Origin of the sequence: Stutzerimonas chloritidismutans, from assembly GCF_038562055.1 — a bacterium.
GTDB lineage: Bacteria > Pseudomonadota > Gammaproteobacteria > Pseudomonadales > Pseudomonadaceae > Stutzerimonas > Stutzerimonas chloritidismutans_A.
Genome location: NZ_JBCFXD010000005.1, coordinates 129,488 through 155,324, shown reverse-complemented (window position 1 = coordinate 155,324; position 25,837 = coordinate 129,488). Strand labels below are relative to the sequence as shown.

The window sequence follows — 25,837 nt, the reverse complement described above, 5'->3', positions numbered from 1 at the left end:
GGGCTGCTTTACAGGCCGCCGGTTCGACCAAGCAGCGACATATAGAAGCGGCACTCGCGTTCCAGTGCATCTGTCAGGTTGGCTGCCTGGCGAAAACCATGACGCTCCTGTGGATAGACGCAATATTCCACCCGCACACCCTGCTCGCGCAACGCTTCCACCATGGACTCGGTTTGTTCGGGTAGCACCACAGCATCCAGCGCGCCCTGGAAGAAAATCACAGGAACCCGTATTTGTGCAGCGTTGTTAAGCGGCGTCCGCTCCTTGTATCGCTGAGCGTCACGCTCAGGGTCGCCTATCAGCCAGTCCAGATAATCCGCTTCGAATTTGTGCGTTACCCGCCGCAAGGCCATCGGGTCGCTGACCCCGTAGAGACTGGCGCCGCCAGTAAAGCCGGCATCGGCGGCCAATGCGCAGAGCGCGCTGTAACCGCCCGCGCTGGAACCTCGAATGAAGGTGCGCGCGGAATCGATCAGGCCGCGGACAGCCAATGACTGAACCGCTGCGCAAGCATCCTCGACGTCCACTACGCCCCAGTTGCCGCGCAAACACTGCCTATAGGCACGGCCAAATCCACTGCTGCCCCGGTAATTGATGTCGGCGACGGCGAAACCCCGTTGCGTCCAGTACTGAATACGCGGGTCGAAGACCGGATAGCTCGCGGAGGTCGGTCCGCCATGCATGAACACGACCAGAGGTGGCTTCTCCCCGAGCAGGCCATGACAGTCGGCATTACACGGCGGATAGAAGAAGGCGTGCGCCACCTCCTCCTGGCCCGTCGCAAAGCAGAACGGTTGCGCGCAAGACAACTGCTCGGTCGGCAAGGGCTGTTCGCCACCCGCCAGAATCAGAACCTCACCGGCGAGCCGTTCGATTGCCAGCACGGCGGGCATCCGCTCAGGAGCCCCAGCAATGCAGTAGTAATAGTGCTCATCCACGGCCAACTGACGGCAACGGCTGTAATCAGACGCGAGCCGCCGCTCCCCGCCCTCAGCGTCATGCTCGATAAGCAGGCCGTACCCATCCACCAGCCGAGTCGACAGCCAGGCACCCCCAGTTAGCGGCACATAGCTGACGGTCGCTAATTGCCAGGGCGCCGACGCGTGGTCAAAACGGTGCCGAGCGAGGCGTTCCACGGGCACAAGAGAATTCCCTTGGCTTCGCCAGGGTTGCCACCAACCGGTGCGGTCGGTCAGGCAAAACAGGTCGCCGTTGCTGGCGAAGCGAGGCTGTTGCAGTGACTCCGAATCGTCACTGCCAGCCATGCACACCGCGTGGCCGAGTTGACCATCTGTTAGGAGGTCGGCGATCCAGAGACTGGTCGCTGTCCAGGGTTGCTCGGGACGCTGCCATTGAATCCAGGCCAGACGCTCACCTGTAGCGTCCAGCGTAGGCGAGGCATAGAAGTCGGCACCTTCGACAAGCACCTGATGCCTGCCTGCAAGCGAAACGCTTACCAACCGATGCTCGACGGCCTCGTCATCATGGCTTTCCTCGACCGCCAGGATCGCGCTGCGGCTCCGATCATATTGCAGATCGCCGTAACGGCATCTCGGACGCGAAGTAAGCGCCGCAGGCCGGCTCACCGTTGAACCGTCAAAGGCTTGCAGATAGACCTGCTGATCCCTTTCGTTGACGAACGCAACACCATCATCGGTGACAGTAAATGCACCGCCGCCGTATTCGTATACCCGGCTTCGCAGCGAAAAGCCTGCAGGGGTCAGGCACTGCGTGGCACCGTTGCGCCAGTACCAGAGCGTGCAACGGGCATCGGCTGGGTCGTATTGAATCCAGAACAACCCGCCATGTCCGGCACGCAGCTCGGCGAAATCGCAGCTGGCCGAAGCCGCTTTGTCAGCGGTCCACTCACTTGTCCAAAAGCCATACGGCGTTTGTGTTTTGATCATTACTATCGATTCCCGTCGGTCAGGCTGCCGCTATCTACACGGACCTACACCTTAAGAATCAGCTTTGACGCCTTTTCATTACGGAAGGTCAGTTCATCCAACCCGCGCGGAGCCTGTTCGGCCTCGGTACGCGCTGCAAGAATCGTGTTGTGATGGGACGACTTGCTGCACACCGGATCGGCATTGGCAGCATCGCCGGTGAGCATGAAAGCCTGACAGCGGCAGCCGCCGAAGTCCTTTTCCTTCTCGTCACACGACTGGCACGGCTCGGGCATCCAGTCGAATCCGCGGAACTTGTTAAAGCCCATCGAGTGCTTCCAGATCTGCTCGATGCTGTGCTCGCGGACGTTCGGAAACGTGATCGGCAGCTGTCGCGCACTGTGGCAGGGCAGCGCTGTGCCGTCTGGGGTGATATCGAGGAACAGGTTGCCCCAGCCGTTCATGCAGCCCTTGGGCCGCTCTTCGTAATAGTCCGGGGTGACGAAAATCAGCTTGCAGGGATGGTTCTCGGCAGCGAGCTTGTCGCGCCACTCATTGGTGATGCGTTCGGCACGCACCAGCTGTTCCTTGCTCGGCAGCAGGCCAGCTCGATTGAGTTCTGCCCATCCGTAGAACTGACAGGTCGCAAGTTCGACGAAGTCCGCTTCAAGCTCCAGGCAGAGCTGAATGATGCGGTCGATGTTGTCGATGTTGTGCCGATGGGTCACAAAATTCAGCACCATCGGATAGCCGTGCGCCTTGACCGCTCGGGCCATGGCAAGCTTCTGCGCGAACGCCTTTTTGGAGCCAGCCAGCAGGTTGTTGACCTCTTCATCTGCGGCCTGAAAGCTGATCTGGATATGGTCGAGCCCCGCGTCGGCAAACGAGGCGATCTTCTCCTCGGTCAATCCGATGCCGGAAGTGATCAGGTTGGTGTAATAGCCCAGATCCCGTGCGGCCTTGATCAGCTCGGCCAGATCCTGACGAACCAACGGCTCGCCGCCGGAAAAACCCAGTTGTGCTGCGCCCATCTCGCGCGCTTGGCGAAATACCTCGATCCACTCCGCTGTGCTCAGCTCATCGTGGCTGCGCGCAAAATCCAGCGGATTCGAGCAATAAGGGCACTGCAACGGGCAGCGATAGGTTAGCTCGGCCAACAGCCACAGCGGCGGACCGGGTTCGAACCCCGGCTTAGCGAAGCTCGATCCAGAACCGTTCAACGGCTACCTCCAGGAATGCGACGATGTCTTCCTCGATGCCCTCGGCATCGGGGAAGCGGCTCTGCAAATCGGCAACAATGGCGCCCACGCTTCGAGTGCCATCGACCTCGCCCAAAACCGCTGATGCGCTCTCATTCAGCTTGATCATGCCTTCGGGATAGAGCAGCACATGACAGTCTTGTGCCGGTTCCCATTGAAAACGGAAACCACGACGAAAGACTGGGATCTGGGTCAGTTGGATATCGCTCATGGTCCTCTGTCTCGCCAGTAATACATCATCGGTATGAGGCGGTGGGCTGCCGCCCCGGGGCTCATCAGGCCGCTCAGTCAGCCGGTTAGAAACTGATGCCCTTATGCCAGACGCGCTCACGGGTCACTGTATGGTACGGCGGACGGTCCAGCTCGTAAGCCATGCTCATGGCGTCCAGCATGCTCCAGAGCACGTCGAGTTTGAACTGAAGAATATTCAGCATGCGCTCCTGGGCTTCTCGCGCCTTGTAATGCTCGAGGGTGATGCGCAAGCCATGCTCGACGTCGCGGCGCGCTTCCTTCAAACGTTTGCGGAAGTAGTCGTAACCGGACGCGTCGATCCAGCTGTAGTGCTGTGGCCACGCGTCCAGACGGGACTGGTGGATGGTCGGGGCGAACAGCTCAGTGAGTGAACTGCTGGCCGCCTCCTGCCAGACGGCACGGCGGGCGAAATTGACATAGGCGTCAACGGCGAAGCGAACGCCCGGCAGCACCAGTTCCTGCGACAACACCTGCTCACGGTCCAGGCCTACGGATTCAGCCAAGCGCAACCAGGCTTCGATGCCGCCCTCCTCGCCTGGGCTGCCATCGTGGTCAATGATGCGCTGCACCCACTCACGGCGGGTATCGCGATCCGGGCAGTTAGCCATGATCGCCGCATCCTTCACCGGAATGCAGACCTGATAGTAGAAGCGGTTCGCGACCCAGCCCTGAATCTGCTCACGGGTCGAGCGGCCTTCGTACATAGCGCGGTGGAAGGGATGATGGATGTGGTAGTAGTCGCCCTTGGCGCGTAGCGCTGCTTCGAACTCGGACGGAGTCATGGCTGGCAGGGTCATAAAAACTTCCTTAAAAGGTATGCGGGCTGTTCTTTCAGGCACCGGCAAGCAGCTTCAGCCTCTGAGTTCTCGGGTGAGTCGCGGACGGATACAGGCTACAGCTCGATACTCATGCCATCGAACGAAACCTCGATCCCATGCTCGTCGAGCACCGTGCGTTCGGCGGAGTCTTCGTCGAGGATCGGGTTGGTGTTGTTGATGTGGATGAGGATCTTGCGTGCCGCCGGCATGCTGTCGAGCACCTCGATCATGCCCCCCGGCCCGCTCTGCTGCAGGTGGCCCATCTCACTGCCCAGCTTGGTGCCTACCTCGCGTACCAGCATTTCATCGTCGCGCCACAGCGTGCCGTCGACGAGCAGACAGTCGGCGCTGCGCATGAGGTCCAGCAGCTCGGGGCTGACCTTGCCGAGGCCCGGCGCGTAGAACAGCTTACCGCCCGTGTTTTGGTCCACGATCAGCAGGCCGATGTTGTCACCGGGATGCGGGTCGTTGCGGTGCGGCGAATACGGTGGCGCCGAGCTGCGCAGCGGGATTGGCGTGATTTCAAGTTGCGGGCAAGTCGGAATGCGGAAGCTGCCCTGCAGCGCGATGGGATTCCAACGCAGCCCGCCATTCCAGTGCTCAAGCATGTTGAACAGCGGGAAACCCGTGGTGAGGTCCTGGTGGACCATCTCCGTGCACCAGACCTCGTGCGGGCAGCCTTCACGCAGCGTTAGTAACCCTGTGGTGTGATCGATCTGGCTGTCGAGCAGAATGATGGCGCCAATTGCAGTGTCCCGTGGCCCGCGTGCCGGCTGCAATTTGGGAAAGGATTCGAGTTGCGCGCGGATATCAGGCGAGGCATTACACAGAATCCAATCCTCGCCGTTGTCGCTAATGGCGATCGAGGATTGTGTTCGAGCCTTGGCGCGCAGGCTGCCGTTGCGCAGCCCGGCGCAGTTGGCGCAGTTACAGTTCCACTGAGGAAAGCCGCCGCCAGCAGCAGAACCTAAAATCTGGATGAACATGGGCAGCTCCCCAAAAAACGGAGCCCCGACCGGGGCCGGGGCAGGTCAATCAGCGATTGGCGAAGTACATGGTGACTTCGAAACCAATGCGCAGGTCGGTAAAAGCAGGTTTAGTCCACATGGCTGATTCCTCTTTTTTGTGATGACGGAAGTATTCCGGCAACCCATTAAGCACCCTGCTCCGTCAAAAGCGGAATGGTACTTTGGAAGGAGACAGCGCTCTGCATTGGTAGTGCCTCAGCTGCCTCGGTTTTCGTAACGTGCGATCACTGGCAATTCAGCGGCGCACAGCGGAACGATCATGGGTGCCGCGCCAGGCCAGCTCGTTGGTGATCGTCGCCATCGGCGAGAACATATCGAAGTCGAATGCGGTCAGCGGCGCCTTGTCCTGCACCCGCAGCGGCCAGTCGTGATTGGCCAGCGCCGCCTTGCCTATCGCCACGAAGTCCAACACGCCAGCGTCGAGCAGTTTTTGCGCTTGATCACCGGTACCGATAGCGCCATTGCCGATGACCGGAATCTCGACGGCGCCTTTGGCAATTGCCGCCAGGCTCTCACCCTCTTCGAAAGCCGGGGCACTGATGTCGGCTTCAGTCACGTGGATGTAGTCGAGGCCGGCGGCGGCAAGCGTGGCGATACGATAGCGCGCCGCCTCAATCCCACCGTCCCATTTGAGCCGACTGTCGGTGACCATGCTTTGCGACAATCGCATGCCGACGACAAAGCCCGTCCCGACCGCTTCACGTACCGCGCGGATGATTTCCAGCGGCAAGGCCAGCCTTGCCTTGTAGTCACCGCCCCACCGATCGGTGCGTTGATTGAACTCGGCTGTCATGAATTCGTGCAACAGATAACCGTTGGCGCCGTGCAACTCCACACCATCGAAACCGGCGTCGCGTGCATGTTTTGCTGCCTGGATGAAACCGGCGATTGCTTCCTGGATTTCCGCCTCGCTCATTTCTGCCGGCGTCGCGTAAGGGCCTTCGCCGCCGTAGAAGCTCAACTGGCGCCCGCCGGGCTGGATTGCTGATGGGGCGACGTGACGGGCGTGGTGGATATTGCCTTGAGTCTGTGCGCCGCCGTGCATCAGCTGGGCGATGATGGCTGCACCCGCCTGATGGACCGCACTGACAATCGGCTTCCAGCTGTCACGTTGGGCCTCGGTGGCCAAGCCTGGTTGGTTCAGGTAACCCTGGCTGTAAGCGGTGTCCGTGTAGGTGCCTTCGGTAATCAGCATGCCGAAGCCGCCCTCGGCAAACGCCTGGTAATAGTCGCGCATCAATTCGTTAGGTTGCCCTTCCGGCTCGGCGCTTACGCGGGTCATCGGAGCCAGCACCGCGCGATTGCGCAGGCGTAGCTGATTCAGCTGGGCAGGTTCGAGCAATTGGGGCATCAGCAAGTCCTCGTGAACGTGGGTCATGCTGAATCTGAGGTGCAACCGGCGTTGGAGTTCGCCCTATATGCTCACCGGGCTTGACGCGGGCATAAAAAAACGCGGCCTTTGGGGCCGCGTTGCGTTGATGGACCACCTGCCGCACCCGGTCGGCCGAGGGTCCCCGCACTGATCGCGTGCGAGCAAGTCAGCCGGCGCGCTGGAGCGAACGCGCCGGGTCTTTCAAGTTGCAGTGTCGCGCTTAGAAGAAGCCCAGCGGGTTGATGTCGTAGCTGATCAGCAGGTTCTTGGTCTGCTGATAGTGGTCGAGCATCATCTTGTGGTTTTCACGACCCACACCGGACTTTTTGTAGCCACCGAACGCCGCGTGTGCCGGGTACAGGTGATAGCAGTTGGTCCAGACGCGACCGGCCTTGATGCCACGGCCCATGCGGTAGGCGCGGTTGATGTCGCGGGTCCAGACGCCAGCACCGAGACCGAATTCTGTGTCGTTGGCAATCGCCAAGGCTTCGGCCTCGTCCTTGAAGGTCGCAACCCCGACCACCGGCCCAAAGATCTCTTCCTGGAATACGCGCATCTTGTTGTGGCCCTTGATCAGGGTCGGCTGCACGTAATAACCGGTAGCCAAACCGCCTTCGAGCTTCTCGGCGGCACCGCCAGTGAGGATCTCACCGCCTTCTTGCTGAGCGATTTCCATGTACGACAGGATCTTGTCGAACTGCTGTTCGGAGGCCTGAGCGCCGACCATGGTGTCGGTATCGAGCGGGTTGCCACGCTTGATCGCCTTGATCTTCTTCATGACCACTTCCATGAAGGGTTCGAAGATCGACTCCTGAATCAGTGCACGCGATGGGCAGGTGCACACTTCGCCCTGGTTGAAGAACGCCAGTACCAGACCTTCAGCGGCTTTTTCGATGAATGCTGGTTCAGCATTCATGATGTCTTCGAAGAAGATGTTCGGGCTCTTGCCACCCAGCTCCACGGTGCTCGGAATGATGTTCTCGGCAGCGCAGCGCATGATGTGCGAACCAACCGGGGTGGAACCGGTGAACGCGATCTTGGCGATGCGGGTGCTGGTGGCTAGCGCCTGCCCTGCTTCACGGCCGAAGCCTTGCACGATGTTCAGCACGCCCGGTGGCAGCAAGTCACCGACCAGCTCGGCAAAGACCATGATCGACAGCGGCGTCTGTTCGGCCGGCTTGAGCACGATGCAGTTACCCGCGGCCAAGGCTGGCGCGAGCTTCCACGCAGCCATCAGCAGCGGGAAGTTCCACGGAATGATCTGACCGACTACACCCAGCGGCTCGTGGAAGTGATAAGCGGCGGTGTGCTCGTTGATTTCAGCCGCGCTGCCTTCTTGCGCACGGATGCAACCGGCGAAATAGCGGAAATGGTCGGCTGCGAGCGGCACGTCGGCGTTCAGTGTTTCGCGGACCGCCTTGCCATTGTCCCAGGTTTCGGCGATGGCCAGTTTTTCCAGGTTGGCTTCGATGCGGTCGGCAATTTTCAGCAGCACCAGAGCGCGGTCCTGCACAGAGGTTTTGCCCCAGGCATCAGCGGCGGCGTGGGCGGCATCCAGAGCGTGCTCGACATCCTCGACCCCGGAACGCGGGAATTCGGCGATGACTTCACCATTGACCGGCGAGGTGTTGACGAAATACTCACCCTTGACCGGCGGGACAAACTCACCGCCGATGTAGTTGCCGTAGCGTGGCTTGAAGGAAATGACGGAGCCTTCCGTACCGGGTTGGGCGTAGATCATGAGCGGCCTCTCTAATTTTTCTGCTTGTCGGAGCCTGACCGAACATGGACAGGACATGGAACGATCTTAGGCAGCCCAACGGTTTGTCCGGAATGCCCCCAAGGAACAGATGCACTCCTCATTTGGTAGTAGATGCAATGGAGCTGTACGAGTCTCTGCCTGACGTAATACGCATGCGAGCCGACCTGAACGGGCGAAACAGTCGAATGCCGAGTGGTTCCGGGTACGTCGCTAGGTCACCGCGCAAGAGTCGGTCAGCACTTATGACGGATTCGCTGCACAAAAAAACCCGCCACTACGGGCGGGTTTTTGAAGTATCGAGGCCGGTTAGCGCTTGGCTACGACCTCTTCCTTCGGCAGTTTGAAGGTCCAGACCATACCGCCCTGGTTGAAGTCCTTGATGCGCTTGGCGACTTCGCCGCCCCAGAGCGGTACAGCGCCGCCCCAGCCGGAAAGAACCGAAACGTACTGTTCGCCATCCATTTCCCAGGTGACCGGAGAACCGATCACGCCGGAGCCGGTGTTGAACTCGTAGACCTTCTCACCCGTCTTGGCATTGAACGCCATCAGGAAGCCTTCCGGGTTACCGGTGAACACCAGATTGCCCTTGGTTGCCAGTACGCCACCCCAAAGCGGCGCGTAGTTCTTGTAGCGCCAGACTTCCTTGCCGGTTTTCGGATCAATGGCGCGCAGTACGCCAATGTATTCCTCGTTCAGCGGATGGATGGTGAAGCCGGCACCCAGATAGGCCGCGCCCTTCTTGTAAGCGACGCCTTCGTTCCAGATGTCCATCGCCCATTCGTTTGAAGGCACGTAGAACAGTCCGGTGTCCTGGCTGTACGCCATTGGCATCCAGTTCTTGCCGCCGAGGAACGATGGCGCCACGGTGACGGACTTGCCCTTGTCAGCCTCTCCTGGTGCGCCGGGACGGTTGGCGTCGTCGTAGATCGGACGGCCATCCTTGTCCAGGCCCTTGGCCCAGGTGATCTTGTCCACGAACGGGAAGCCGCGGATGAACTTGCCGTTGGTGCGATCCAGTACATAGAAGAAGCCGTTACGGTCCGCAGTACCGGCTGCTTTCACGGTTTTGCCGTTTTCCTTGTAATCGAAGGAGATCAGCTCGTTCACGCCGTCGAAGTCCCAGCCGTCATGCGGCGTGGACTGGAAGTGCCATTTGATCGAACCGTCGTCCGGGTCCAGTGCCAGGCGCGAGGAGGAATACAGGTTGTCGCCTGGGCGCAAGTGCGAGTTCCACGGCGAAGGGTTGCCGGTGCCGAACAGCAGTGAGTCGGTGTCCGGATCGTAGTAGCCACCCAGCCAAGGCGCGGCACCGCCGGTCTTCCAAAGGTCGCCTGGCCAGGTTTTGCCGGCTTCGCCGCCGGAAATGCCGTTCTCGACCTTTTTACCGTCCTTCATCACGTAGCCCATATGACCTTCGACGGTCGGACGGGTCCACAGCAGCTCGCCGTTCTTGGGATTGAAGGCCTGGATCATGCCTACAACGCCAAACTCACCGCCGGCCAGGCCAGTGATCAGTTTGCCTTTGACCACCATCGGGGCGGCCGAGATGGAGTAGCCAGCCTTATAGTCGGCCACGGTCTTCTTCCAGACGACCTTGCCGGTGTCCTTGTTCAGCGCGACCAGTTTGGCGTCCAGGGTGCCGAAAATCACCAGGTCGTCATACAGAGCTACGCCACGGTTGATCACGTCACAGCACGGCATGATGCCGTCCGGCAGGCGAGCGTCGTACTGCCACAGTTCCTTGCCGGTGCGGGCATCGACCGCAAACACGCGCGAATAAGAGCCGGTGAGGTACATCACGCCGTCTTTGATCAGCGGCTGCGCTTCCTGGCCACGTTGCTTTTCGCCCCCCAGGGAAAAGCCCCAGACCGGGCGAAGTTGACTGACGTTTTCAGTGTTCAGGGCATCCAGGGTGCTGTAGCGCTGGCCTTGCAGCCCCAGGCCGTTGGTAACGATCTGATCGGTGGACTTGGCGTCATCGAGAATTTCCTGATCGGTGACTGCCCATGCCGACACGCTGGACACGGCCATGGCGGCGCAAAGCGCTGTCAGGGCGAAGGGCTTGCGAAGACCGGTGTGCTTCATTGCGGCTACCTCTACGGGTTCATTGTTATCGTCGCCGGGAAGTTTTCCCGGTCTAGTAGCGATTCTTGGATCTAGCCGCTCTTGCAACAATTACACGCAGTACCGATTTTTCTCCTCCCTTGGTAGCAATACTCCCCGTAGGCTGCGCCAACCGTGCATCGTGATGGCAGAGCCGGGCTACCACACCGGCACCGAAGTTGGGGCCGGTGTGCCCTAAAAGACGATATCTCGCGCCGAGTTCGAGGCTTACAACGGACGCCTCTCCGCTCACAAGGACACGAGCCATGCGCCGCCTCACGATCTGCAGCATCCTGTTGGCATTGGCGGTCACCGCCAACGCCGCCCAGCCAATTCGTCTGGGCTTGAATTACCCAAGCACCGGCAACTACAAGAGTGAAGGCCTTGAGCTGCGCCGCGGCGCCCTGCTCGCCATCGAGACCATCAACCAACAGGGCGGCGTGCTGGGTAGGCCGCTCGAGCTGATCAGCCGCAACTCAGCCGCCCGTGAAGAGAAGGCGCGGGCCAACATCGACAAATTTGCTGCCCAAGGTGCCTCGATGGCCTTTGGCGGTGCTACCAGCGAGGAGGCCATCGCCGCCGGCCAGCGCGCCCGCGAGCTGGGCCTGCTGTTCTTCCCTACGCTGGCTTACGCCAACGCCATCACCGGGCACGACGGCCAGCGCTACCTGTTCCGTGAAACCAACAGCGCCTTGATGAGTGCACGCGTGTTAGGCGAGTACCTGAGCTGGCACTTGCCCAACCGTCGCTATCACTATGTCAGCCTCGACGACACCTGGGGCCACAGCATGGAACAGGCACTGCGCGAAGCCACCCGCAGCCGGGACCGAGCTCGCCACGGTTTCTCGCGCATCAGCGCCAGGGGGGCGCACCATGAGGAGTATCTCGCCGCGCTGAAAAAGGCCGCGGCCAGTGACGCGGATGTATTGGTTGTCATCCTTCTCGGTCAGGATCTGGTGCAAAGCATGCGTCTGGCGCATGACCTCAAACTCGACCAGCGAATGCAGATTATCGTGCCCAACCTGACCGGCAGCATCGTCGAGCAGGCGGGCCCGCAGGTGATGGAGCACGTTATAGGCACGGCAGCCTGGACCTGGCGCGTCCCGGCCCTGGTCAAAAGCGAACAAGGGCAGGCTTTCGTCGATGCCTTTATCGCCCAGCATCAGCGCTACCCCGACAGTACAGCTGCATCCGCCTACGCCATCGTTCAGCAATGGGCTGCAGCCGCTAACCGCGCTGGCAGTCTCCACAGCGAAAAGATCATCAAGGCGCTGGAAGATCACCGCTACAGCCTGCTCAAGGATGAACAGTACTGGCGCAGCTTCGACCATCAGAACGTACAGAGCATCTACGCGGTCCGGGTCCGATCGCGGGATGAGATCATGCAGGACAGGTTCAAGCAGGATTACTTCACCATCATCCATCGCATGGATGGCGAAGCGGCAGCCCCAAGCCTCGATGATTGGCAGGAGGAGCGCGGCGACGAGCTGAGCTTGCGCTAGCGCCGTGCTGAGGGCTGCGGGTTGGCGCGCCTGATCCAATGGGTTGTTAATCACGAAACGAATGACTGCACGGAGATCACGCCGAGCCGATACAGTAGGCGCCTAATGATCGGGCGTTCATCTCCGCATGCGCGGCAGCGCTGGGTAACGCCACTCTCACGTCAAATCGGACTTTATCAATGAAACAACCGCGGTCCCCTTTTCCCTGGGTGTGCTTCGCCATGTGCGTCGGTGTCATGGGCACAGCGCTCATCTCGCCGCTGTACCCGCTGTACAAGCAGGCGTGGCAGCTTCGTACCAGCGATATATCGCTGATTTACATCATCTATATGGCAGGGGCGCTTTTCGGGCTGTTGTTCATGGGCCGCCTGTCCGACACCCTCGGCTTTCGCAAGGTCATGCTCAGTGGTTTGCTGCTCGGCTGGGCTGGGACACTGGTGACGATGCTGGCGTGGAACCTGCCGAGCCTCAACATCGGGCGTTTTGCGGTCGGCCTGTCTTCAAGCCTGATCGTGACCAGCGCCTCCGTGGGTCTGGTGCAGATCTCCCGTGATGGCGCGTCACAGCGGATATCGATGATCACCAGCTTCCTGCTCGCCTTGGGCTTCGGCCTTGGTCCGCTTACTGGCGGAATCATTGGCCAGTGGTTCGCGTACCCGCTGAAAACCACCTACATCCCGACGTTGATCCTCGGCGTACTGGCCGTCTATGCCTTGCTGCGGGTACAGCTCAAGCCGCATCCAGAGCTCAACGCAGCCGCACCACTGGGTTTACGTACATTCATTCCGCGGCTTACCTGGGCCACACGCCAGGACTCGCTGGCGTTTCTGCTGACCTGTGCCTGCCCTTTTTTCGCCTTTGGCGTGTTCGGGATCTATGCGTCGATGGCGCCGCTGTTTCTGGAGAAGATGCTGCCCTGGCATGGTCCGGTCGTGAGCGGCACGTCCATCGGGGTCATTCTGCTGGCTTCCGCCATGATGCAACTGGCCTGCGCGCGGATGAGCCTGCGCTGGTGTGGTCTGCTCGGCCTGTTGTCAGTGGTGTTGAGTAACGCGATGCTCGTACTCAACTTCACGGCCGGCTCGTCGGTAGTATTCATCATCGGCGTCTGCGCGGCTGCGGCGGGCCATGGCATGTGCCTGTTGGCCGGCATCAGCATGGTCAACCGTATTGCCAGCTCAGCCGAGCGCTCGGGGCTGATTTCCACCTACCTGGTGTGCGGTTACCTGGGCAGCATCGTGCCATTGCTCGGCGTCGGCTGGGTCGCCGACCACTACGGTCTGCCTGTGGCGATCAGCTTGCTGGGCTGGGTGGTGGTGGCACTCGCTACGCCGCTGGCCGTGTGGTTTTTTCGGCATCCGCGAATGCAGGCAGCCTGACCAGCCCAACGAGCCACAGAGGTTCCCAAAACACCTAGTCGGCGACCAAGCGGTAGCCCACTCCCGCCTCGGTAATGATGAACCGCGGCGAGGACGGGTCGTCCCCGAGCTTGCGCCGCAGATGCCCGACGACCACGCGCAGATAATGGGTGTCGCCGCTGTGGCTGGGGCCCCATATGTCCCTGAGCAGCTGCTGCTGGGTGACGACCCGGCCGGTGTGCTGGGCAAGCTCAGCCAGTACTGCATACTCCTTGCGTGTCAGGCTGATCTCCTGCCCGTCCAGGCTAACCCGTCGGTACGCGAAGTCGATGCATAGGGGACCTGACATCGCCTGCGCCGGCCCGCTCGATGCCCCTTGATTCTGACGCAGCAGCGCACGGACCCGAGCGAGGAATTCCTGGATGCCAAAGGGTTTGGTCACGTAGTCATTGGCTCCGCCATCGAGCGCCATGACCTTCTCGGTCTCGCTCGACCGGACCGACAGTACGATCACCGGCACCTGACTCCACTCGCGCAATTCGCGCAGCACAGTCTGACCATCCATGTCCGGAAGGCCCAGATCGAGCACGACCAGGTCAGGTTTGTTCAAGGCTGCCGAGGCCAGACCGTCCTGACCAGCTCCACTCTCGCTCACGCGATAACCCTGAGAGCCGAGGCTGATGCGAAGGAATTTCCTGATCTGCGGCTCGTCGTCGATGATCAATATGCTGGCTTGCTGACTCACGTGAGGTCCTTTTCCATCTCAGGCTGAGGCTGTAGCGGCAGCTCCAGGGTGACGCTCGCGCCTCGTCCACCGAGCCCGTCTCCAACGAAAACCCGCCCACCATGCGCGCCGATCATGCCCTGGCAGATGGCGAGGCCGAGTCCGGTGCCCGGCCCGCCCCGATCACCGCGCGTTGCCGTATAAAACATGTCGAAAATGCGTTCACGTTCGGCCTCGGGCACTCCGGGACCCTCATCGCTGACGATGAAACGCAGTCTGCCGGCTCCTGTCGAGACAGCAATTTGCAGCCTGCCTTGAGGTGGAGAAAAACGTGCTGCGTTCTCCAGCACATTGACCAGCGCTTGCTCGACCAATGCAGGGTGGACGTACAAAAGCGGCAGATCATCAGGTACCAGCACCTCAAGCCGCAGCTCTGCTAGCACGCGATGCAGGCGTTGCAGCGCACTGGCAACGATGTCGGCAGGTGACGTCCAGTCACGGATCAGCTTCAGGCCGCCGTGACCGAGGCGCGTCATGTCCAATAAATTCTGAATGTAGCGGTCAAGGCGCTCGGCTTCGTCACGGGTCGCCTCAAGCAGTTCCTGCCGATCCGCCTCGCTCATGCTGTGCCCCAGGATTGCCAGGCTGTCGATAGAGCCTCGCATGGCTGTAAGTGGCGTGCGCAGATCATGGGATACGGAAGCCAGCAATGCACTGCGCAGCTCTTCAGTCTGGCCGTGCAGCCGCGCCGCCTCCAACTCCCCGGCCAGCGTGGCGCGACCTAATGCTTGCGCCAAGGGTTGAGCGAGCGCAGCGATCAGGCGACGCTTCTGTAGCCCTGCCTGATCTGGCCCCAGCTGGCGAATGCCCAGCAAGCCCAGCGGCTGACCATCGCCACTCAAGGGCAACCACCACCATTGCGCACTCGGCAAGGTATCCGTTCCCTTCCCCGCTGGCTGACCATGCTTGAACGCCCATTCAGCCGCCCCCCGTTCCGGCTCGGCCAGCAGCGGTTCAGACCCAATGAATACCCATTTCCCCTGCTTGCCGCGCGTCGCGATGACGGCGTCCAGCTTCGCCACCAGCTGTAGCTGGCGGACAGCGGCCGCACCTACGGCCTGAACATCGGTGGCAGCGCTCAGCTGTCGCGAAAGATCGAGCAAAGCGGTGGTCTCCGCCTGAGTCTGACGCAACGCCTGGAGCTGTCGCCGCTGGCGGCTCGCAAGATTACCCGCGAGCACCGCCATCAACAGGAAAAACAGGAGCGTCAGGACGTCCTCCTGACGCGCGACGATGAGCGTGAACATCGGTGGAATGAACAGAAAATCGTAAAGCAGAAATGACAGCCCCGCACATGCCAGTGCCGGTCCCAGACTGCTGCGCACGGCAACCACCAGCACGGCCGCGAGGAATACCAGCGAAATGTTAGGCAACGCGAGATAGCGGGATAGCATCAGTGCCAAGCCTGTGGCGGTCAGGGTCGCCAGCGCGGCAAGCAAGTACTGACGCCAATCCAGAGTGGCGGTTGATCCCACGGGTGCCGTCAGTGCAGGCTCCTGACCAAGTACGCTGATCTCCAATCCGCGCCCACCCTTGATCAGTTGCTCAGCTACCGATCGGCGCACCGAGAACTTCCACACCCGACGCACTCGGCCACCGCCTACCAATACGAGGGTGGCGCGACGCTCAACGGCATGTTCGATGAGCGTGCGCGCCACCCGCTCGTCACGCAGCTCCACAACCTCTCCGCCAAGACGTTCGGCCAGTTGCTGGGCGGACTGGAGATAGCCGAGCTGAACCTCGCCTCGACTCGCGCCGGTGTCGACATGCACGACTGACCATGGGAGATGCCGGCGTTCAGCGACCCGGGCTGCATGCCTGACCAGTCCTTCCGCGTACGCATCACCATCGATACCTACCAGCAAGCGGCCCCGGACTGCCGGAGCGGTTTGACCCTGCAACCGGTGGCGTCGATGCAGGTCTGCATCCACTCGCGCCGCTGCGGTCTGCATCGCCAATTCGCGGAGCGCGGTCAGGTTGGTTTGAGTGAAGAAGGCATCGATCGCGGCGCGCGCCTGCTCCGGCACGTAGACCTTACCCTCACGAAGACGCTCCAACAGCTCGCGCGGCGGCAGATCGATCAGCAGAATGTCGTCGGCTTGATGAAGCACCCAGTCCGGGACCGTTTCCCTGACCTGCACACCGGTTATACCGCGCACCTGATCGTTGAGACTCTCGAGGTGCTGAACGTTGACGGTGGTGTAGACATCGATGCCCGCTTCGAGCAGCTCAAGGACATCCTGCCAGCGTTTGGCATGCCGGCTGCCGGATGCGTTGCTGTGCGCCAGCTCGTCGACCAGCGCGAGACTTGGCCGCAATTGCAGCAGGCCGTCGAGGTCCATTTCGAACAGCGTCACGCCTCTATACTCGCTGCGGCGCATCGGCTGTTCCGCCAATCCAACCCGCATCGCCTCGGTTTCCGCACGACCGTGGGTCTCGACTACCCCTACCCGCACATCGCGCCCTAGCTGTCGCTGGCGCTGTGCAGCCTGAAGCATCGCGTAGGTCTTGCCTACGCCAGGCGCCGCGCCGAGGAAAACCTTGAGCCGCCCGCGTCCTTCACGGGGCGCATCATCAAGCAAGGCATCGGCACGTTGAGCGTCGCTCATTCAATTCACTCGGCGGAATCAGGCTGCGGATTGTCCGCCAGGGCGAGGTTCAGAGCCAGTACGTTGACGATGGCCGGGCCTACCAAGGGCATCGTCAGCTGCGCCTGAATCAGGCGATTCAGCGCTTGCTCAGAGACCCCTCGGGCGGCAGCGACACTGGCAGCCTGAAACTTCGCGGCGGCCAAGGTGAGATGCGGATCCAGGCCGCTGCCGGACGTCGTCACCAGCTCCATCGGGACGGGGCGTTGCGCCGTCCCGTTCCACTCGCTGACGCGCTCACGGACCTGATCGACCAACAGCGGGTTGCTGGGGGCCAGATTACTGGCGCCGCTGGCGACGGTTGCATAGCTTGCAGCAGACGGACGTGGGTGAAACCATTCTGGCCCTTCGAAAGGCTGGGCCAGCAACGCACTGCCTCTCACCTGCCCCTGCTGGTCGCGCACCAGGCTTCCGTTGGCCTGCTCGGCGAACGCCAACTGCGCCACGGCCGTAACAGACAGCGGATAGAGCACGCCGGTTATCAGCGTCATCAGGATCAGCGCCGAAAGCGCCGGACGAATGTGTTTGAACATGTTCTTCTCCAAAAGCCGCGCCGTCAGACGCGGCAACGTTCAGACCAGACCTACCGCAGTCAGCAGCATGTCGATCAGCTTGATCCCAACGAAGGGCGCGACCAGCCCGCCCAGGCCATAGACCAGCAAGTTGCGCCGCAACAGGCTGGCCGAGTCGGCTGCTTTGACGTTGACGCCCCGCAGCGCCAGCGGAATCAAGGCAATGATGATCAGTGCGTTAAAGACAATGGCTGACAGGATCGCGCTTGATGCGCTGTGAAGCTGCATCACATTCAGCGCCGCAAGCTGCGGGTAGAGGCCGATGAACAGCGCCGGCAGGATGGCGAAGTACTTCGCCACGTCGTTGGCAATCGAGAACGTGGTCAGCGCACCTCGTGTTACCAGCAGCTGCTTGCCCACCTGCACCACATCCAGCAGTTTGGTCGGGTCCGAGTCGAGGTCGACCAGATTGGCAGCCTCGCGCGCGGCCTGGGTGCCATCGTTCATGGCCATGCCCACGTCCGCCTGAGCCAGCGCCGGAGCGTCATTGGCTCCATCGCCGCACATCGCGACCATCTTGCCGTCGGCCTGCTCCTGACGAATCCGCTGCAACTTCTTTTCCGGTGTCGCTTCGGCAATCACGTCGTCGACACCCGCTTCGGCTGCGATTGCAGCGGCTGTGAGGGGATTGTCTCCGGTGACCATGACGGTCCGTATACCTAGGTGACGAAGCTGGAAGAAGCGCTCTTTGATGCCCGGCTTGACCACGTCCTTGAGATGGATCGCTCCGAGCAGGCGGTCATCCGCACAGACCAGCAAGGGCGTCCCCCCGCTTTGTGCAATCGCTTGAATCTCTCTCGCCAGCACCGTTGGAGTCTGCTCGCGCACCAGCCCCAGATGGCCCAACACGGCGTCCACAGCGCCTTTGCGATAGCGGTGCCCCTCATGATCAGCACCCGACAACCGCGTTTCAGCACTGAACGGGATACCGGCCACTTCATGCCCAGACGGCGCCTTTACCGGGTCAAGGTCGCGCAGATATTCAACGATGGATTTGCCCTCTGCCGTGTCGTCGGCCAGCGATGACAGCAGCGCAGCCCATGACAGCTCGGTCGATGAAACGCCCGGCGCCTTGAACATGGCCGTGCAACGACGATTGCCAAACGTGATGGTGCCGGTCTTGTCTAGCAGCAGCACCTGAACATCTCCGGCGGCCTCTACGGCTCGTCCAGACTTGGCGATCACGTTGAGCCGTACCAGCCGGTCCATGCCGGCGATTCCGATGGCATAAAGCAGGCCACCAATGGTGGTAGGAATGAGCGTGACCAGCAGCGCCGCCAGGTATACCAGCGGAAGATCCCCGCCTGCGAATCGTGCGAAGGGTTGCAACGTGGCAACCACGACAAGAAAGATCAGCGTGAGCCCGATCAGCAAAACGTCGAGCGCAACCTCGTTGGGTGTCTTTTGTCGTTTGGCGCTTTCCACCAGCGCAATCATACGGTCCAGTGTGGACTCGCCTGGATCGCTGCTGATACGTACCAGCAACCAGTCGGAGACCACGCGCGTATTGCCGGTGACCGCTGAGCGGTCGCCGCCCGACTCCCGGATCACCGGCGCCGATTCACCGGTAATCGCGGCCTCGTTGACGGCGGCGATGCCCTCGATCACTTCCCCATCGCCGGGGATCAGTTCACCAGCCTCTACTCTCACCACGTCTCCGCGGCGCAAGCTGCCAGCGGCAACGCTCCGGAACGCGCCGGTCTCCAAGCGCAAACGCGCCTCCAGCCCCTGCGATCCGGCTTTCAGGCTATCCGCACGGGCTTTGCCGCGGCCTTCAGCCAGCGCCTCGGCAAAGTTGGCAAAGAACACCGTGAACCACAACCAGAGAGCGATCTGCACGGCAACGCTCGTGCTGACCGCCACGTTGGGTAGCAGGCACAGCACGCTGGTCAGCACCGCTGTGAGTTCTACCACCAGCATCACCGGCGAACGTGCCAACGTCCGAGGATCAAGCTTGATGAAGGCCTGGCGCAGCGCAGGCTTATATAGCGAAGCGAAGGACGTAGTGGTTTGCTCGGCACCCTCGAGTGCCATTTGATGGACGTTCATCATGACGCTCCTCAGAAGCTTTGCAGCATGAAATGCTCGGCGATCGGCCCGAGTGCCAGCGCGGGCAAAAACGTGAGCCCGCCAACGAGCAGAATCACCAGCGTCAGCAGGATCACGAACATCGGCCCGTGGGTGGGGAAACTGTTGGCATCGATCGGCGCACGGTTCGTGGCCGCGAGGCCGCCTGCAATGGCGAGCACCGGCAGGATGAAACCAAAGCGGCCCAGCAGCATGGCGAACGCGATCATGAGGTTGTGGTACGGCGTGGCCGCGCCAAACCCGGCGAAGGCCGATCCGTTGTTTCCGGTGCCAGAGGTGTAGGCATAAAGGATTTGGCTGAGGCCGTGCGGCCCAGGATTGGTGATCGACTCGGCAGGGCCGGAAAGACTGACGCCGAGAGCCGTGAGCACAAGAACACCCACGGGCATCACCAGCAGCGTTGCGACTAGCAGGCGAACCTCGCGCGCTTCAAGTTTCTTGCCCAGATATTCAGGCGTGCGACCAATCATCAGGCCAGCCAGGAACACAGTGATCAGGACGAACAGCAGCATGCCGTAGAGGCCTGCCCCGACGCCGCCAAAGATGATCTCGCCCAGCATCATATTGACCAGAGGCACCATGCCGCCCAGCGCACTGAAGCTGTCATGCATCGCATTGACCGAGCCATTGGACGCCGCGCTGGTTGTTGCCGCCCATAGCGCCGAGGCCGCGATACCGAGTCGGCTTTCCTTGCCCTCCATCGACCCGACCTGCTCAACCGACAGGCCGGACAGCATTGGATTCGCTTGATGCTCGGCGGCCAGCGTGACGCCAAGGCCCAGAACGAACACCGTCAGCATGCAGGCAAGAATGGCTCGGCTCTGCCGCAGATCACGTACGTAGTGACCGAACATGAAGACCAAGGCGGCGGGAATCAGGATGATCGAGACCATCTCGAACAGGTTGCTCCAGGCGGTCGGGTTCTCGAAGGGATGCGCCGAGTTGACGCCGAAGAAGCCGCCGCCATTGGTCCCCAGTTGCTTGATCGCGATCTGGCTGGCCGCAGGTCCCAGCGGAATGGTCTGCTCGCCGCCTTGCAGCGTGACGGCCTGAACGTAGCTCGCAAAACTCTGCGGCACGCCCTGCCAGACCAAGACCAGGGCGAGCACGACGCAGAACGGCAACAGGCAATAGAGAACCGCTCGGGTCAGATCGACCCAGAAATTCCCGATTGCCTTAGCCGAGCGGCGTGACAGTGCGCGACAAAGCACCACCAACACAGCCAGCCCCACCGCCGGACTGATGAAGTTCTGCACGCCAAGGCCAATCATCTGGCTGAAGTAACTGAGCTGGGCCTCGCCGCTGTAGGCCTGCCAGTTGGTATTGGTCACGAAGCTCACAGCGGTATTCAAGGCAAGATCCCACGGCATGCCCGGTATCGCTTGAGGATTGAGCGGTAGGCTGGCTTGCAACATGAGAATCGCGAGCAGCGCCACCAGGCTCACAGCCGTCAACGCCAATAACGCCAGACTGTAGGTTTTCCAATCCTGCTCGCTGTGCTCGTCTATCCCTGCAGCGCGGTAGCAGAGGCGTTCGATGGAGCTGAGAACAGGCGTCAACCAAGTACGCTCACCCTCCATGGCTCGAAACAGGTAGCGCCCCAACCAGGGCGCCGGTATCAGGACCAGCGCGAAGAAGGCCGCGATCATCCAGTAATCGTGAGTGTTCATCGGCTCTCCTAGCTGCGTTCGGCGCGCAACAGCGCAACCAGGAGATAGATAAACAGGGCGATGGCCAAGGCCAGCGATAGCCCGTCGAGAAATGTCATGGGATCAGCTCCGTAGGTCGCATCAGTGCGGTACGGAGAGTTTCAGAGCGAGGGGCGTAAAGATTCGATTGCGCCTTCAGCGCAGCGGCGTAAAGAAAACGTATTTTTTAAGGACCCTGCGGGTGCATATGCACTCGCATCGGCCTGGCGCATCGGTCGAATACCCAAGCGCAGCTTCAACCCAACACCTGGCGGCATCCGGTTGACGCAACCTATGCAGCGCCGTCAGGACGACGACAATATCAATCTAAAAGACGATTATTTCCGTTGGGGGTCAGTTCTCGCCAAGCTGCACCTGATACAGCTCGGGCAGTTCATAGCGCAGCCCGTAATCGGCATAGATGGCTTCAACCGCACCGTCTTTGATCAGGCCTTCCAGCTCGCCCTCAAGCGCATAGGAAAGTTGCCTATTGGATTCGTGTACGGCCATACCTAGCTCCCATACCTGCTTGCCCATGTTCGGATAGGCGTTTTCTGCAGGTTTGAGATGACTGTCATTGGCCTGCCCCAGCATCCAGTCGATTTCGCCTCGCATGGCCATGGTCGCGTCAACTTCACCGGCCTGCATCGCTGCGAACGCCGCCTGTGCTGACGGGTAGTGATGCAGCATCTTGGCAATGCTGCCGTTGAATACAGACGACAGATAGAACGAGGGGACGCTTTCCACTTCCACCCCGACCGGGTGGTAGCGGAACACGGCCACGCTGGAGAGTTCTTCGAGACGGCGATCGTCATAGGCCGACTGCCAGCGCTCGCGCTGGTAAGGGCCAAACATGACCACCAGCTCGTTGATCAGCTCGCCCAGCTCGTTCTGCTTGTAGGAAAACTCGCGATCGTAAGGCACACGCATCATCACGTCGGCCAGGACGTTCGGTCGCAGGTAATGCCCTTTCCAGATGAAGTTGCGCAGGTCGTCATCCAGCGTCTCGTCCGGCGTTACCCACAACACTTCGACCTTTAGTCCGAGTTTGGACGCCAGTTTTTGCGCAAGGTCGAAGTCGACCCCACGCGGCTTGCCATCGGCCATGAAGCTGTAGGGCGGGAAGTTTTCATACATCGCCACCTTGAGTACGCCCGAATCGATGATGTCATCGAACGCACGCACCTTCACTACTTCCGCCTGCGCCAGCGCGCAGGTCATCAACAAGCAGAGCCCTGCAAACAACTGGCGCATGATGATCACCGCTTGGCAGCTTCACTTTCGATGTAGGTACGGATCGCCCAGAGCGCTTCCTGGCTGAGGTAATCGGCCATGCGCGGCATGTAGACGGCGCCGTCTCGGACTGCACCGTTGATTACACGCTCCTTGAACCACTCATCACCATCGTAGTCCGCCTCAAGCTCACGCAGATCCGGTGCGATGCCGCCGGAGATTGCCTCGAGGCCATGGCAACGAGCGCAGTTCTGGTTGTAGGCCGAGGAACCAATTTCAACAGCCTTGTCATGGTCGTCGCTCGGCGCGCGGTAGGGGTTTTCATCAACCCACTCTTCACCCAGCGGCGTCAGCCCTTTGGTTTCCACCTTTTGCGGCGTGACATCGCCATGGGCGAAGGCAAAGCCAGCGAAGCCAAGCAGACCAGCAGCGACGAGCGCACGCAGTTCAATTTTATTATTCATGACTACCACCGTTGAGTTCGAATACCTGAGCAAGGCAGCCCCAGTTGGGGCGCATGGTGGTCATCTTGGGCATTGCGCTCGGATGACAGAATCCTGCTTTGGTTGTCGGATTCTCCTCCCTTGGTAGTAGGGCCTCATGCGACACCGACGCGGCACGCAGGTCGCAGCCCGAAAACACAGGCGGATTGGGAAGTTTTCCCTGAATCAGCGGGAGCTTTTCCGTATCGGCCGTCGCACCGCCATCCCAATAATCGAATCGCCTGGCCAGCCTCTCGCACAACTGATGTAGCGAGCACAGCAACTGGCTTCGTCCGAATCGACCAAGGGAAAGCAACCATGACAACAACAGCCACCCCGGGCAGCAAACGCCCTCTCGCCATCGCCGTTCTGATTGGCGGTCTCTCACTCAGCGGCTTGGCAGGCGCCAAGAACGTCACCTGGGACGACATTGCCAACGATCATCTATCGACCGAAAACGTGCTGCAGTACGGTCTGGGCACCAATGCCCAGCGCTGGAGCCCGCTGCAACAGGTAAATGATGAAAACGTGTTCAAGCTGACGCCGGCCTGGTCTTTTTCATTTGGTGACGAAAAGCAACGGGGCCAGGAGTCTCAGGCGATCGTGCATGACGGTGTGATCTACGTGACGGGATCCTACTCGCGCGTGTTCGCGCTCGACTCGCGTACAGGCAAGCGGCTTTGGAGCTATGCGCACCGGTTGCCAGCGGACATTCGCCCCTGCTGCGATGTCGTCAATCGGGGCGCAGCAATCTATGGTGACAAGATCTACTTCGGCACGCTGGATGCGCAGGTGGTCGCGCTGAACAAGGACACCGGCAAGGTCGTCTGGAAGAAGAAGTTCGGTGACCACGGCGCGGGCTACACCATGACCGGCGCACCCACCCTGATCAAAGACCAGAAAAGCGGCAAGGTGCTGTTGATTCATGGCAGCTCCGGCGATGAATTCGGAATCGTCGGCAAGCTGTTTGCCCGCGATCCGGACACCGGTGAAGAAGTCTGGATGCGCCCCTTCGTTGAGGGCCATGTGGGCCGCCTCAACGGCAAAGAAAGCACACCGACCGGGGACATCAAGGCGCCCTCCTGGCCCGACGACCCTAATTCACCCACCGGCAAGAAAGAAGCTTGGAGCCAGGGTGGCGGCGCGCCTTGGCAGAGTGCGAGCTTCGATGCCGAGACCAACACCATCATTGTCGGCGCGGGCAACCCGGCGCCTTGGAACGGCTGGGCGCGTACCGCCGATGGCGGCGAGCCGAAAGACTACGACAGCCTCTATACATCCGGGCAGGTCGGTGTCGACGCCACCACGGGCGAAGTGAAGTGGTTCTACCAGCACACCCCCAACGATGCCTGGGATTTCTCCGGCAACAACGAGCTGGTGCTATTCGATTACAAAGACAAGAATGGAAAAACCGTCAAGGCGACGGCCCACGCCGACCGCAATGGCTTCTTCTACGTGGTAGATCGCAACGATGGCAAGCTTCAGAACGCCTTCCCTTTCGTCGACAACATCACCTGGGCCAGCCACATTGACCTGAAGACCGGACGACCAGTCGAGAACGAAGGTCAGCGTCCACCCATGCCCGAGCCAGGCGAAGCGCACGGCAAGTCAGTCGAAGTTTCACCGCCCTTTCTGGGCGGTAAAAACTGGAATCCCATGGCGTACAGCCAAGACACAGGGCTGTTCTACGTCCCCGCCAACCATTGGAAAGAGGACTATTGGACCGAAGAGGTCAGCTACAAGAAGGGGAATGCCTATCTCGGTCAGGGCTTCCGCATCAAGCGTATGTACGACGATCACGTTGGCATTCTTCGCGCCATGGATCCGACCACGGGTAAGGTCGCCTGGGAGCACAAGGAGCCGCTGCCGCTCTGGGCGGGAGTGCTGGCCACTAAAGGCAACCTGGTGTTCACCGGGACTGGGGACGGCTATCTGAAAGCCTTCAACGCCAAAACCGGCGAAGAGCTGTGGAAATTCCAGACCGGCAGCGGAATTATCGCCCCGCCCATTACTTGGGAGCAGGACGGTGAGCAATTCATCGGAGTGACCGTCGGCTACGGTGGCGCCGTCCCGCTGTGGGGCGGTGACATGGCAGTGCTGACCAAACCTGTTGCGCAAGGTGGCTCGTTCTGGGCGTTCCGAATCCCGAGCTGGGACAAGCAGACCGCTAAACGCTAAGTCTGGGCTGCGCCGTTAGGCGGCGCAGTCTCCCGCGTTGGGCAGCTGGCGTAGCCAAATCGGTCGAACTACAAGGGTTGGCGCTCTCCGGTTCACGATCTGTTACGCGTCGGCTGTCCTTTCCCCTTCGAATACGGAACTGCCATGAACCCGACTCTTCTTTTGCTGCCCCTTGCACTGCTCATCAGCACGTCCCTCCTCGCTGATAACGATCAGCCAACCATCATCAATGGCTGCGTCATCCAGCCAGAAAGCAGATGCCCCAACGCCGACCTACGTAATGCAGACCTGAGCAATCAGGACATGGGCAAGATGGATCTCACCGGTGCCAATCTGGCAGGTGCCAACCTGCGTCATGCGAATCTCGATCTGGCTAATCTGGAAAAGGCTGACCTGACCGGTGCGACCCTCACCCGCGCCAGCCTGCAACAAGCCAACCTGCGGGTGGCCAATATGACCGATGCCCAACTGGTGGCGGTTCAGGGGTGGGCCCTGTTCGCTCAGGGCGCACGTTTCAACGGCGCCAACCTGACCGCGGCAAATCTCGAGTTTGCGCGTTTGAGTGGAGCGAAAATGCAGGGCGCAAATCTAACCGCCGCCAACCTTGAAATGACGTGGCTGAGCAAGGCCGATCTCGCACGTGCAACGCTGACCGACGCGAACCTGCAAGAAGGCAAGTTCAACGATGCCAACCTCGCAGAGGCCACCCTGACCGGAGCACGCCGTCACTATGCAACCTTCCAGGGCACCAACATGGAGGGCTGTCTCGACTGCCCGGTGGACTGGGAGAAGTAACGGGTACGCATCAGATATGCGTCCGGGAG

General features: G+C 60.8%; 21 protein-coding genes. 4 read left to right on the top strand and 17 right to left on the bottom strand.

Features of this window, described 5'->3' with window-relative positions; translation table 11 throughout:
• Positions 1-8: 8 nt before the first annotated feature.
• The 9 genes from AAGW23_RS10165 to AAGW23_RS10125 all read right to left on the bottom strand — a co-directional run bounded on the left by AAGW23_RS10165 (position 9) and on the right by AAGW23_RS10125 (position 10,462).
• Positions 9-1,907, bottom strand: coding sequence for an alpha/beta hydrolase family protein (locus AAGW23_RS10165; protein ID WP_342406372.1), 1,899 nt, complete (start codon positions 1,905-1,907; stop codon positions 9-11).
• A gap of 44 nt (positions 1,908-1,951) precedes the next feature.
• Complete coding sequence (gene pqqE, locus AAGW23_RS10160) at positions 1,952-3,106, bottom strand: pyrroloquinoline quinone biosynthesis protein PqqE (protein WP_342406371.1); 1,155 nt, start codon at positions 3,104-3,106, stop codon at positions 1,952-1,954.
• Positions 3,078-3,356 carry a pyrroloquinoline quinone biosynthesis peptide chaperone PqqD gene (gene pqqD, locus AAGW23_RS10155; RefSeq protein ID WP_342406370.1) on the bottom strand — a complete coding sequence of 93 codons (279 nt, stop codon included), beginning with the start codon at positions 3,354-3,356 and terminating at the stop codon, positions 3,078-3,080. The genes pqqE and pqqD overlap by 29 nt, the downstream gene beginning before the upstream one ends.
• Before the next feature lie 85 nt (positions 3,357-3,441).
• On the bottom strand, positions 3,442-4,194 hold the full coding sequence (gene pqqC, locus AAGW23_RS10150) for a pyrroloquinoline-quinone synthase PqqC (protein ID WP_342406369.1): 753 nt from the start codon (positions 4,192-4,194) through the stop codon (positions 3,442-3,444).
• 95 nt (positions 4,195-4,289) lie between these two features.
• Positions 4,290-5,201, bottom strand: coding sequence for a pyrroloquinoline quinone biosynthesis protein PqqB (gene pqqB / locus AAGW23_RS10145; RefSeq protein WP_342406368.1), 912 nt, complete (start codon positions 5,199-5,201; stop codon positions 4,290-4,292).
• Positions 5,202-5,250: 49 nt separating this feature from the next.
• Entirely contained in the window at positions 5,251-5,322 is a 72-nt protein-coding gene (gene pqqA, locus AAGW23_RS10140) for a pyrroloquinoline quinone precursor peptide PqqA (RefSeq protein WP_003253598.1), read from the bottom strand.
• 156 nt (positions 5,323-5,478) lie between these two features.
• Entirely contained in the window at positions 5,479-6,594 is a 1,116-nt protein-coding gene (locus AAGW23_RS10135; protein WP_342406482.1) for an NADH:flavin oxidoreductase, read from the bottom strand.
• 241 nt (positions 6,595-6,835) lie between these two features.
• Positions 6,836-8,356 (bottom strand): acetaldehyde dehydrogenase ExaC, encoded by a 1,521-nt coding sequence (gene exaC / locus AAGW23_RS10130; RefSeq protein WP_342406367.1) that lies wholly within the window; start codon positions 8,354-8,356, stop codon positions 6,836-6,838.
• Between the two features lie 327 nt (positions 8,357-8,683).
• Positions 8,684-10,462 (bottom strand): PQQ-dependent methanol/ethanol family dehydrogenase, encoded by a 1,779-nt coding sequence (locus AAGW23_RS10125; RefSeq protein WP_342406366.1) that lies wholly within the window; start codon positions 10,460-10,462, stop codon positions 8,684-8,686.
• 284 nt (positions 10,463-10,746) lie between these two features.
• Between AAGW23_RS10125 and AAGW23_RS10120 the strand changes: the two genes are divergently transcribed.
• Both AAGW23_RS10120 and AAGW23_RS10115 read left to right on the top strand, forming a co-directional pair.
• Positions 10,747-11,982, top strand: coding sequence for an ABC transporter substrate-binding protein (locus AAGW23_RS10120; protein ID WP_342406365.1), 1,236 nt, complete (start codon positions 10,747-10,749; stop codon positions 11,980-11,982).
• Between the two features lie 179 nt (positions 11,983-12,161).
• On the top strand, positions 12,162-13,361 hold the full coding sequence (locus AAGW23_RS10115; RefSeq protein WP_342406364.1) for an MFS transporter: 1,200 nt from the start codon (positions 12,162-12,164) through the stop codon (positions 13,359-13,361).
• Positions 13,362-13,395: 34 nt separating this feature from the next.
• On the opposite strand, the gene AAGW23_RS10110 is transcribed toward AAGW23_RS10115, so the two are convergent.
• The 8 genes from AAGW23_RS10110 to pedF form a co-directional block, all read right to left on the bottom strand.
• The gene (locus AAGW23_RS10110; RefSeq protein WP_342406363.1) at positions 13,396-14,085 is read right to left on the bottom strand and encodes a response regulator transcription factor; all 690 of its coding nucleotides are present in this window, start codon (positions 14,083-14,085) and stop codon (positions 13,396-13,398) included.
• Positions 14,082-16,733 (bottom strand): sensor histidine kinase KdpD, encoded by a 2,652-nt coding sequence (locus tag AAGW23_RS10105; RefSeq protein ID WP_342406362.1) that lies wholly within the window; start codon positions 16,731-16,733, stop codon positions 14,082-14,084. Before AAGW23_RS10105 ends, AAGW23_RS10110 begins: the two co-directional genes overlap by 4 nt.
• Positions 16,734-16,738: 5 nt before the next feature.
• The gene (gene kdpC, locus AAGW23_RS10100; RefSeq protein WP_342406361.1) at positions 16,739-17,305 is read right to left on the bottom strand and encodes a potassium-transporting ATPase subunit KdpC; all 567 of its coding nucleotides are present in this window, start codon (positions 17,303-17,305) and stop codon (positions 16,739-16,741) included.
• Between the two features lie 39 nt (positions 17,306-17,344).
• Positions 17,345-19,393 (bottom strand): potassium-transporting ATPase subunit KdpB, encoded by a 2,049-nt coding sequence (gene kdpB / locus AAGW23_RS10095; protein WP_342406360.1) that lies wholly within the window; start codon positions 19,391-19,393, stop codon positions 17,345-17,347.
• Positions 19,394-19,404: 11 nt separating this feature from the next.
• Positions 19,405-21,102: a potassium-transporting ATPase subunit KdpA gene (gene kdpA / locus AAGW23_RS10090; protein ID WP_342406359.1), complete on the bottom strand. Its 1,698-nt coding sequence runs from the start codon at positions 21,100-21,102 to the stop codon at positions 19,405-19,407.
• A gap of 8 nt (positions 21,103-21,110) precedes the next feature.
• Positions 21,111-21,200 (bottom strand): K(+)-transporting ATPase subunit F, encoded by a 90-nt coding sequence (gene kdpF / locus AAGW23_RS10085; protein ID WP_063880480.1) that lies wholly within the window; start codon positions 21,198-21,200, stop codon positions 21,111-21,113.
• Between the two features lie 274 nt (positions 21,201-21,474).
• Positions 21,475-22,374 carry a substrate-binding periplasmic protein gene (locus tag AAGW23_RS10080; RefSeq protein ID WP_342406357.1) on the bottom strand — a complete coding sequence of 300 codons (900 nt, stop codon included), beginning with the start codon at positions 22,372-22,374 and terminating at the stop codon, positions 21,475-21,477.
• A gap of 5 nt (positions 22,375-22,379) precedes the next feature.
• Positions 22,380-22,817 carry a cytochrome c-550 PedF gene (pedF, locus tag AAGW23_RS10075; protein ID WP_342406355.1) on the bottom strand — a complete coding sequence of 146 codons (438 nt, stop codon included), beginning with the start codon at positions 22,815-22,817 and terminating at the stop codon, positions 22,380-22,382.
• A gap of 336 nt (positions 22,818-23,153) precedes the next feature.
• Between pedF and exaA the strand changes: the two genes are divergently transcribed.
• Both exaA and AAGW23_RS10065 read left to right on the top strand, forming a co-directional pair.
• On the top strand, positions 23,154-25,013 hold the full coding sequence (exaA, locus tag AAGW23_RS10070; protein ID WP_342406354.1) for a quinoprotein ethanol dehydrogenase: 1,860 nt from the start codon (positions 23,154-23,156) through the stop codon (positions 25,011-25,013).
• A gap of 144 nt (positions 25,014-25,157) precedes the next feature.
• A complete protein-coding gene (locus AAGW23_RS10065) occupies positions 25,158-25,808 on the top strand; it encodes a pentapeptide repeat-containing protein (RefSeq protein ID WP_342406353.1) in 651 nt (216 codons plus the stop codon).
• The last annotated feature ends 29 nt before the right edge of the window (positions 25,809-25,837 follow it).

Bases quoted from the DNA above. Each gene is read 5' to 3' on its own strand.
- AAGW23_RS10165 (WP_342406372.1), bottom strand. From the start codon at position 1,907: ATGATCAAAACACAAACGCCGTATGGCTTTTGGACAAGTGAGTGGACC.
- pqqD (WP_342406370.1), bottom strand. From the start codon at position 3,356: ATGAGCGATATCCAACTGACCCAGATCCCAGTCTTTCGTCGTGGTTTC.
- pqqC (WP_342406369.1), bottom strand. From the start codon at position 4,194: ATGACCCTGCCAGCCATGACTCCGTCCGAGTTCGAAGCAGCGCTACGC.
- pqqB (WP_342406368.1), bottom strand. From the start codon at position 5,201: ATGTTCATCCAGATTTTAGGTTCTGCTGCTGGCGGCGGCTTTCCTCAG.
- AAGW23_RS10135 (WP_342406482.1), bottom strand. From the start codon at position 6,594: ATGCCCCAATTGCTCGAACCTGCCCAGCTGAATCAGCTACGCCTGCGC.
- exaC (WP_342406367.1), bottom strand. From the start codon at position 8,356: ATGATCTACGCCCAACCCGGTACGGAAGGCTCCGTCATTTCCTTCAAG.
- AAGW23_RS10125 (WP_342406366.1), bottom strand. From the start codon at position 10,462: ATGAAGCACACCGGTCTTCGCAAGCCCTTCGCCCTGACAGCGCTTTGC.
- AAGW23_RS10120 (WP_342406365.1), top strand. From the start codon at position 10,747: ATGCGCCGCCTCACGATCTGCAGCATCCTGTTGGCATTGGCGGTCACC.
- AAGW23_RS10115 (WP_342406364.1), top strand. From the start codon at position 12,162: ATGAAACAACCGCGGTCCCCTTTTCCCTGGGTGTGCTTCGCCATGTGC.
- AAGW23_RS10105 (WP_342406362.1), bottom strand. From the start codon at position 16,733: ATGAGCGACGCTCAACGTGCCGATGCCTTGCTTGATGATGCGCCCCGT.
- kdpC (WP_342406361.1), bottom strand. From the start codon at position 17,305: ATGTTCAAACACATTCGTCCGGCGCTTTCGGCGCTGATCCTGATGACG.
- kdpB (WP_342406360.1), bottom strand. From the start codon at position 19,393: ATGAACGTCCATCAAATGGCACTCGAGGGTGCCGAGCAAACCACTACG.
- kdpA (WP_342406359.1), bottom strand. From the start codon at position 21,102: ATGAACACTCACGATTACTGGATGATCGCGGCCTTCTTCGCGCTGGTC.
- kdpF (WP_063880480.1), bottom strand. From the start codon at position 21,200: ATGACATTTCTCGACGGGCTATCGCTGGCCTTGGCCATCGCCCTGTTT.
- AAGW23_RS10080 (WP_342406357.1), bottom strand. From the start codon at position 22,374: ATGCGCCAGTTGTTTGCAGGGCTCTGCTTGTTGATGACCTGCGCGCTG.
- pedF (WP_342406355.1), bottom strand. From the start codon at position 22,817: ATGAATAATAAAATTGAACTGCGTGCGCTCGTCGCTGCTGGTCTGCTT.
- exaA (WP_342406354.1), top strand. From the start codon at position 23,154: ATGACAACAACAGCCACCCCGGGCAGCAAACGCCCTCTCGCCATCGCC.
- AAGW23_RS10065 (WP_342406353.1), top strand. From the start codon at position 25,158: ATGAACCCGACTCTTCTTTTGCTGCCCCTTGCACTGCTCATCAGCACG.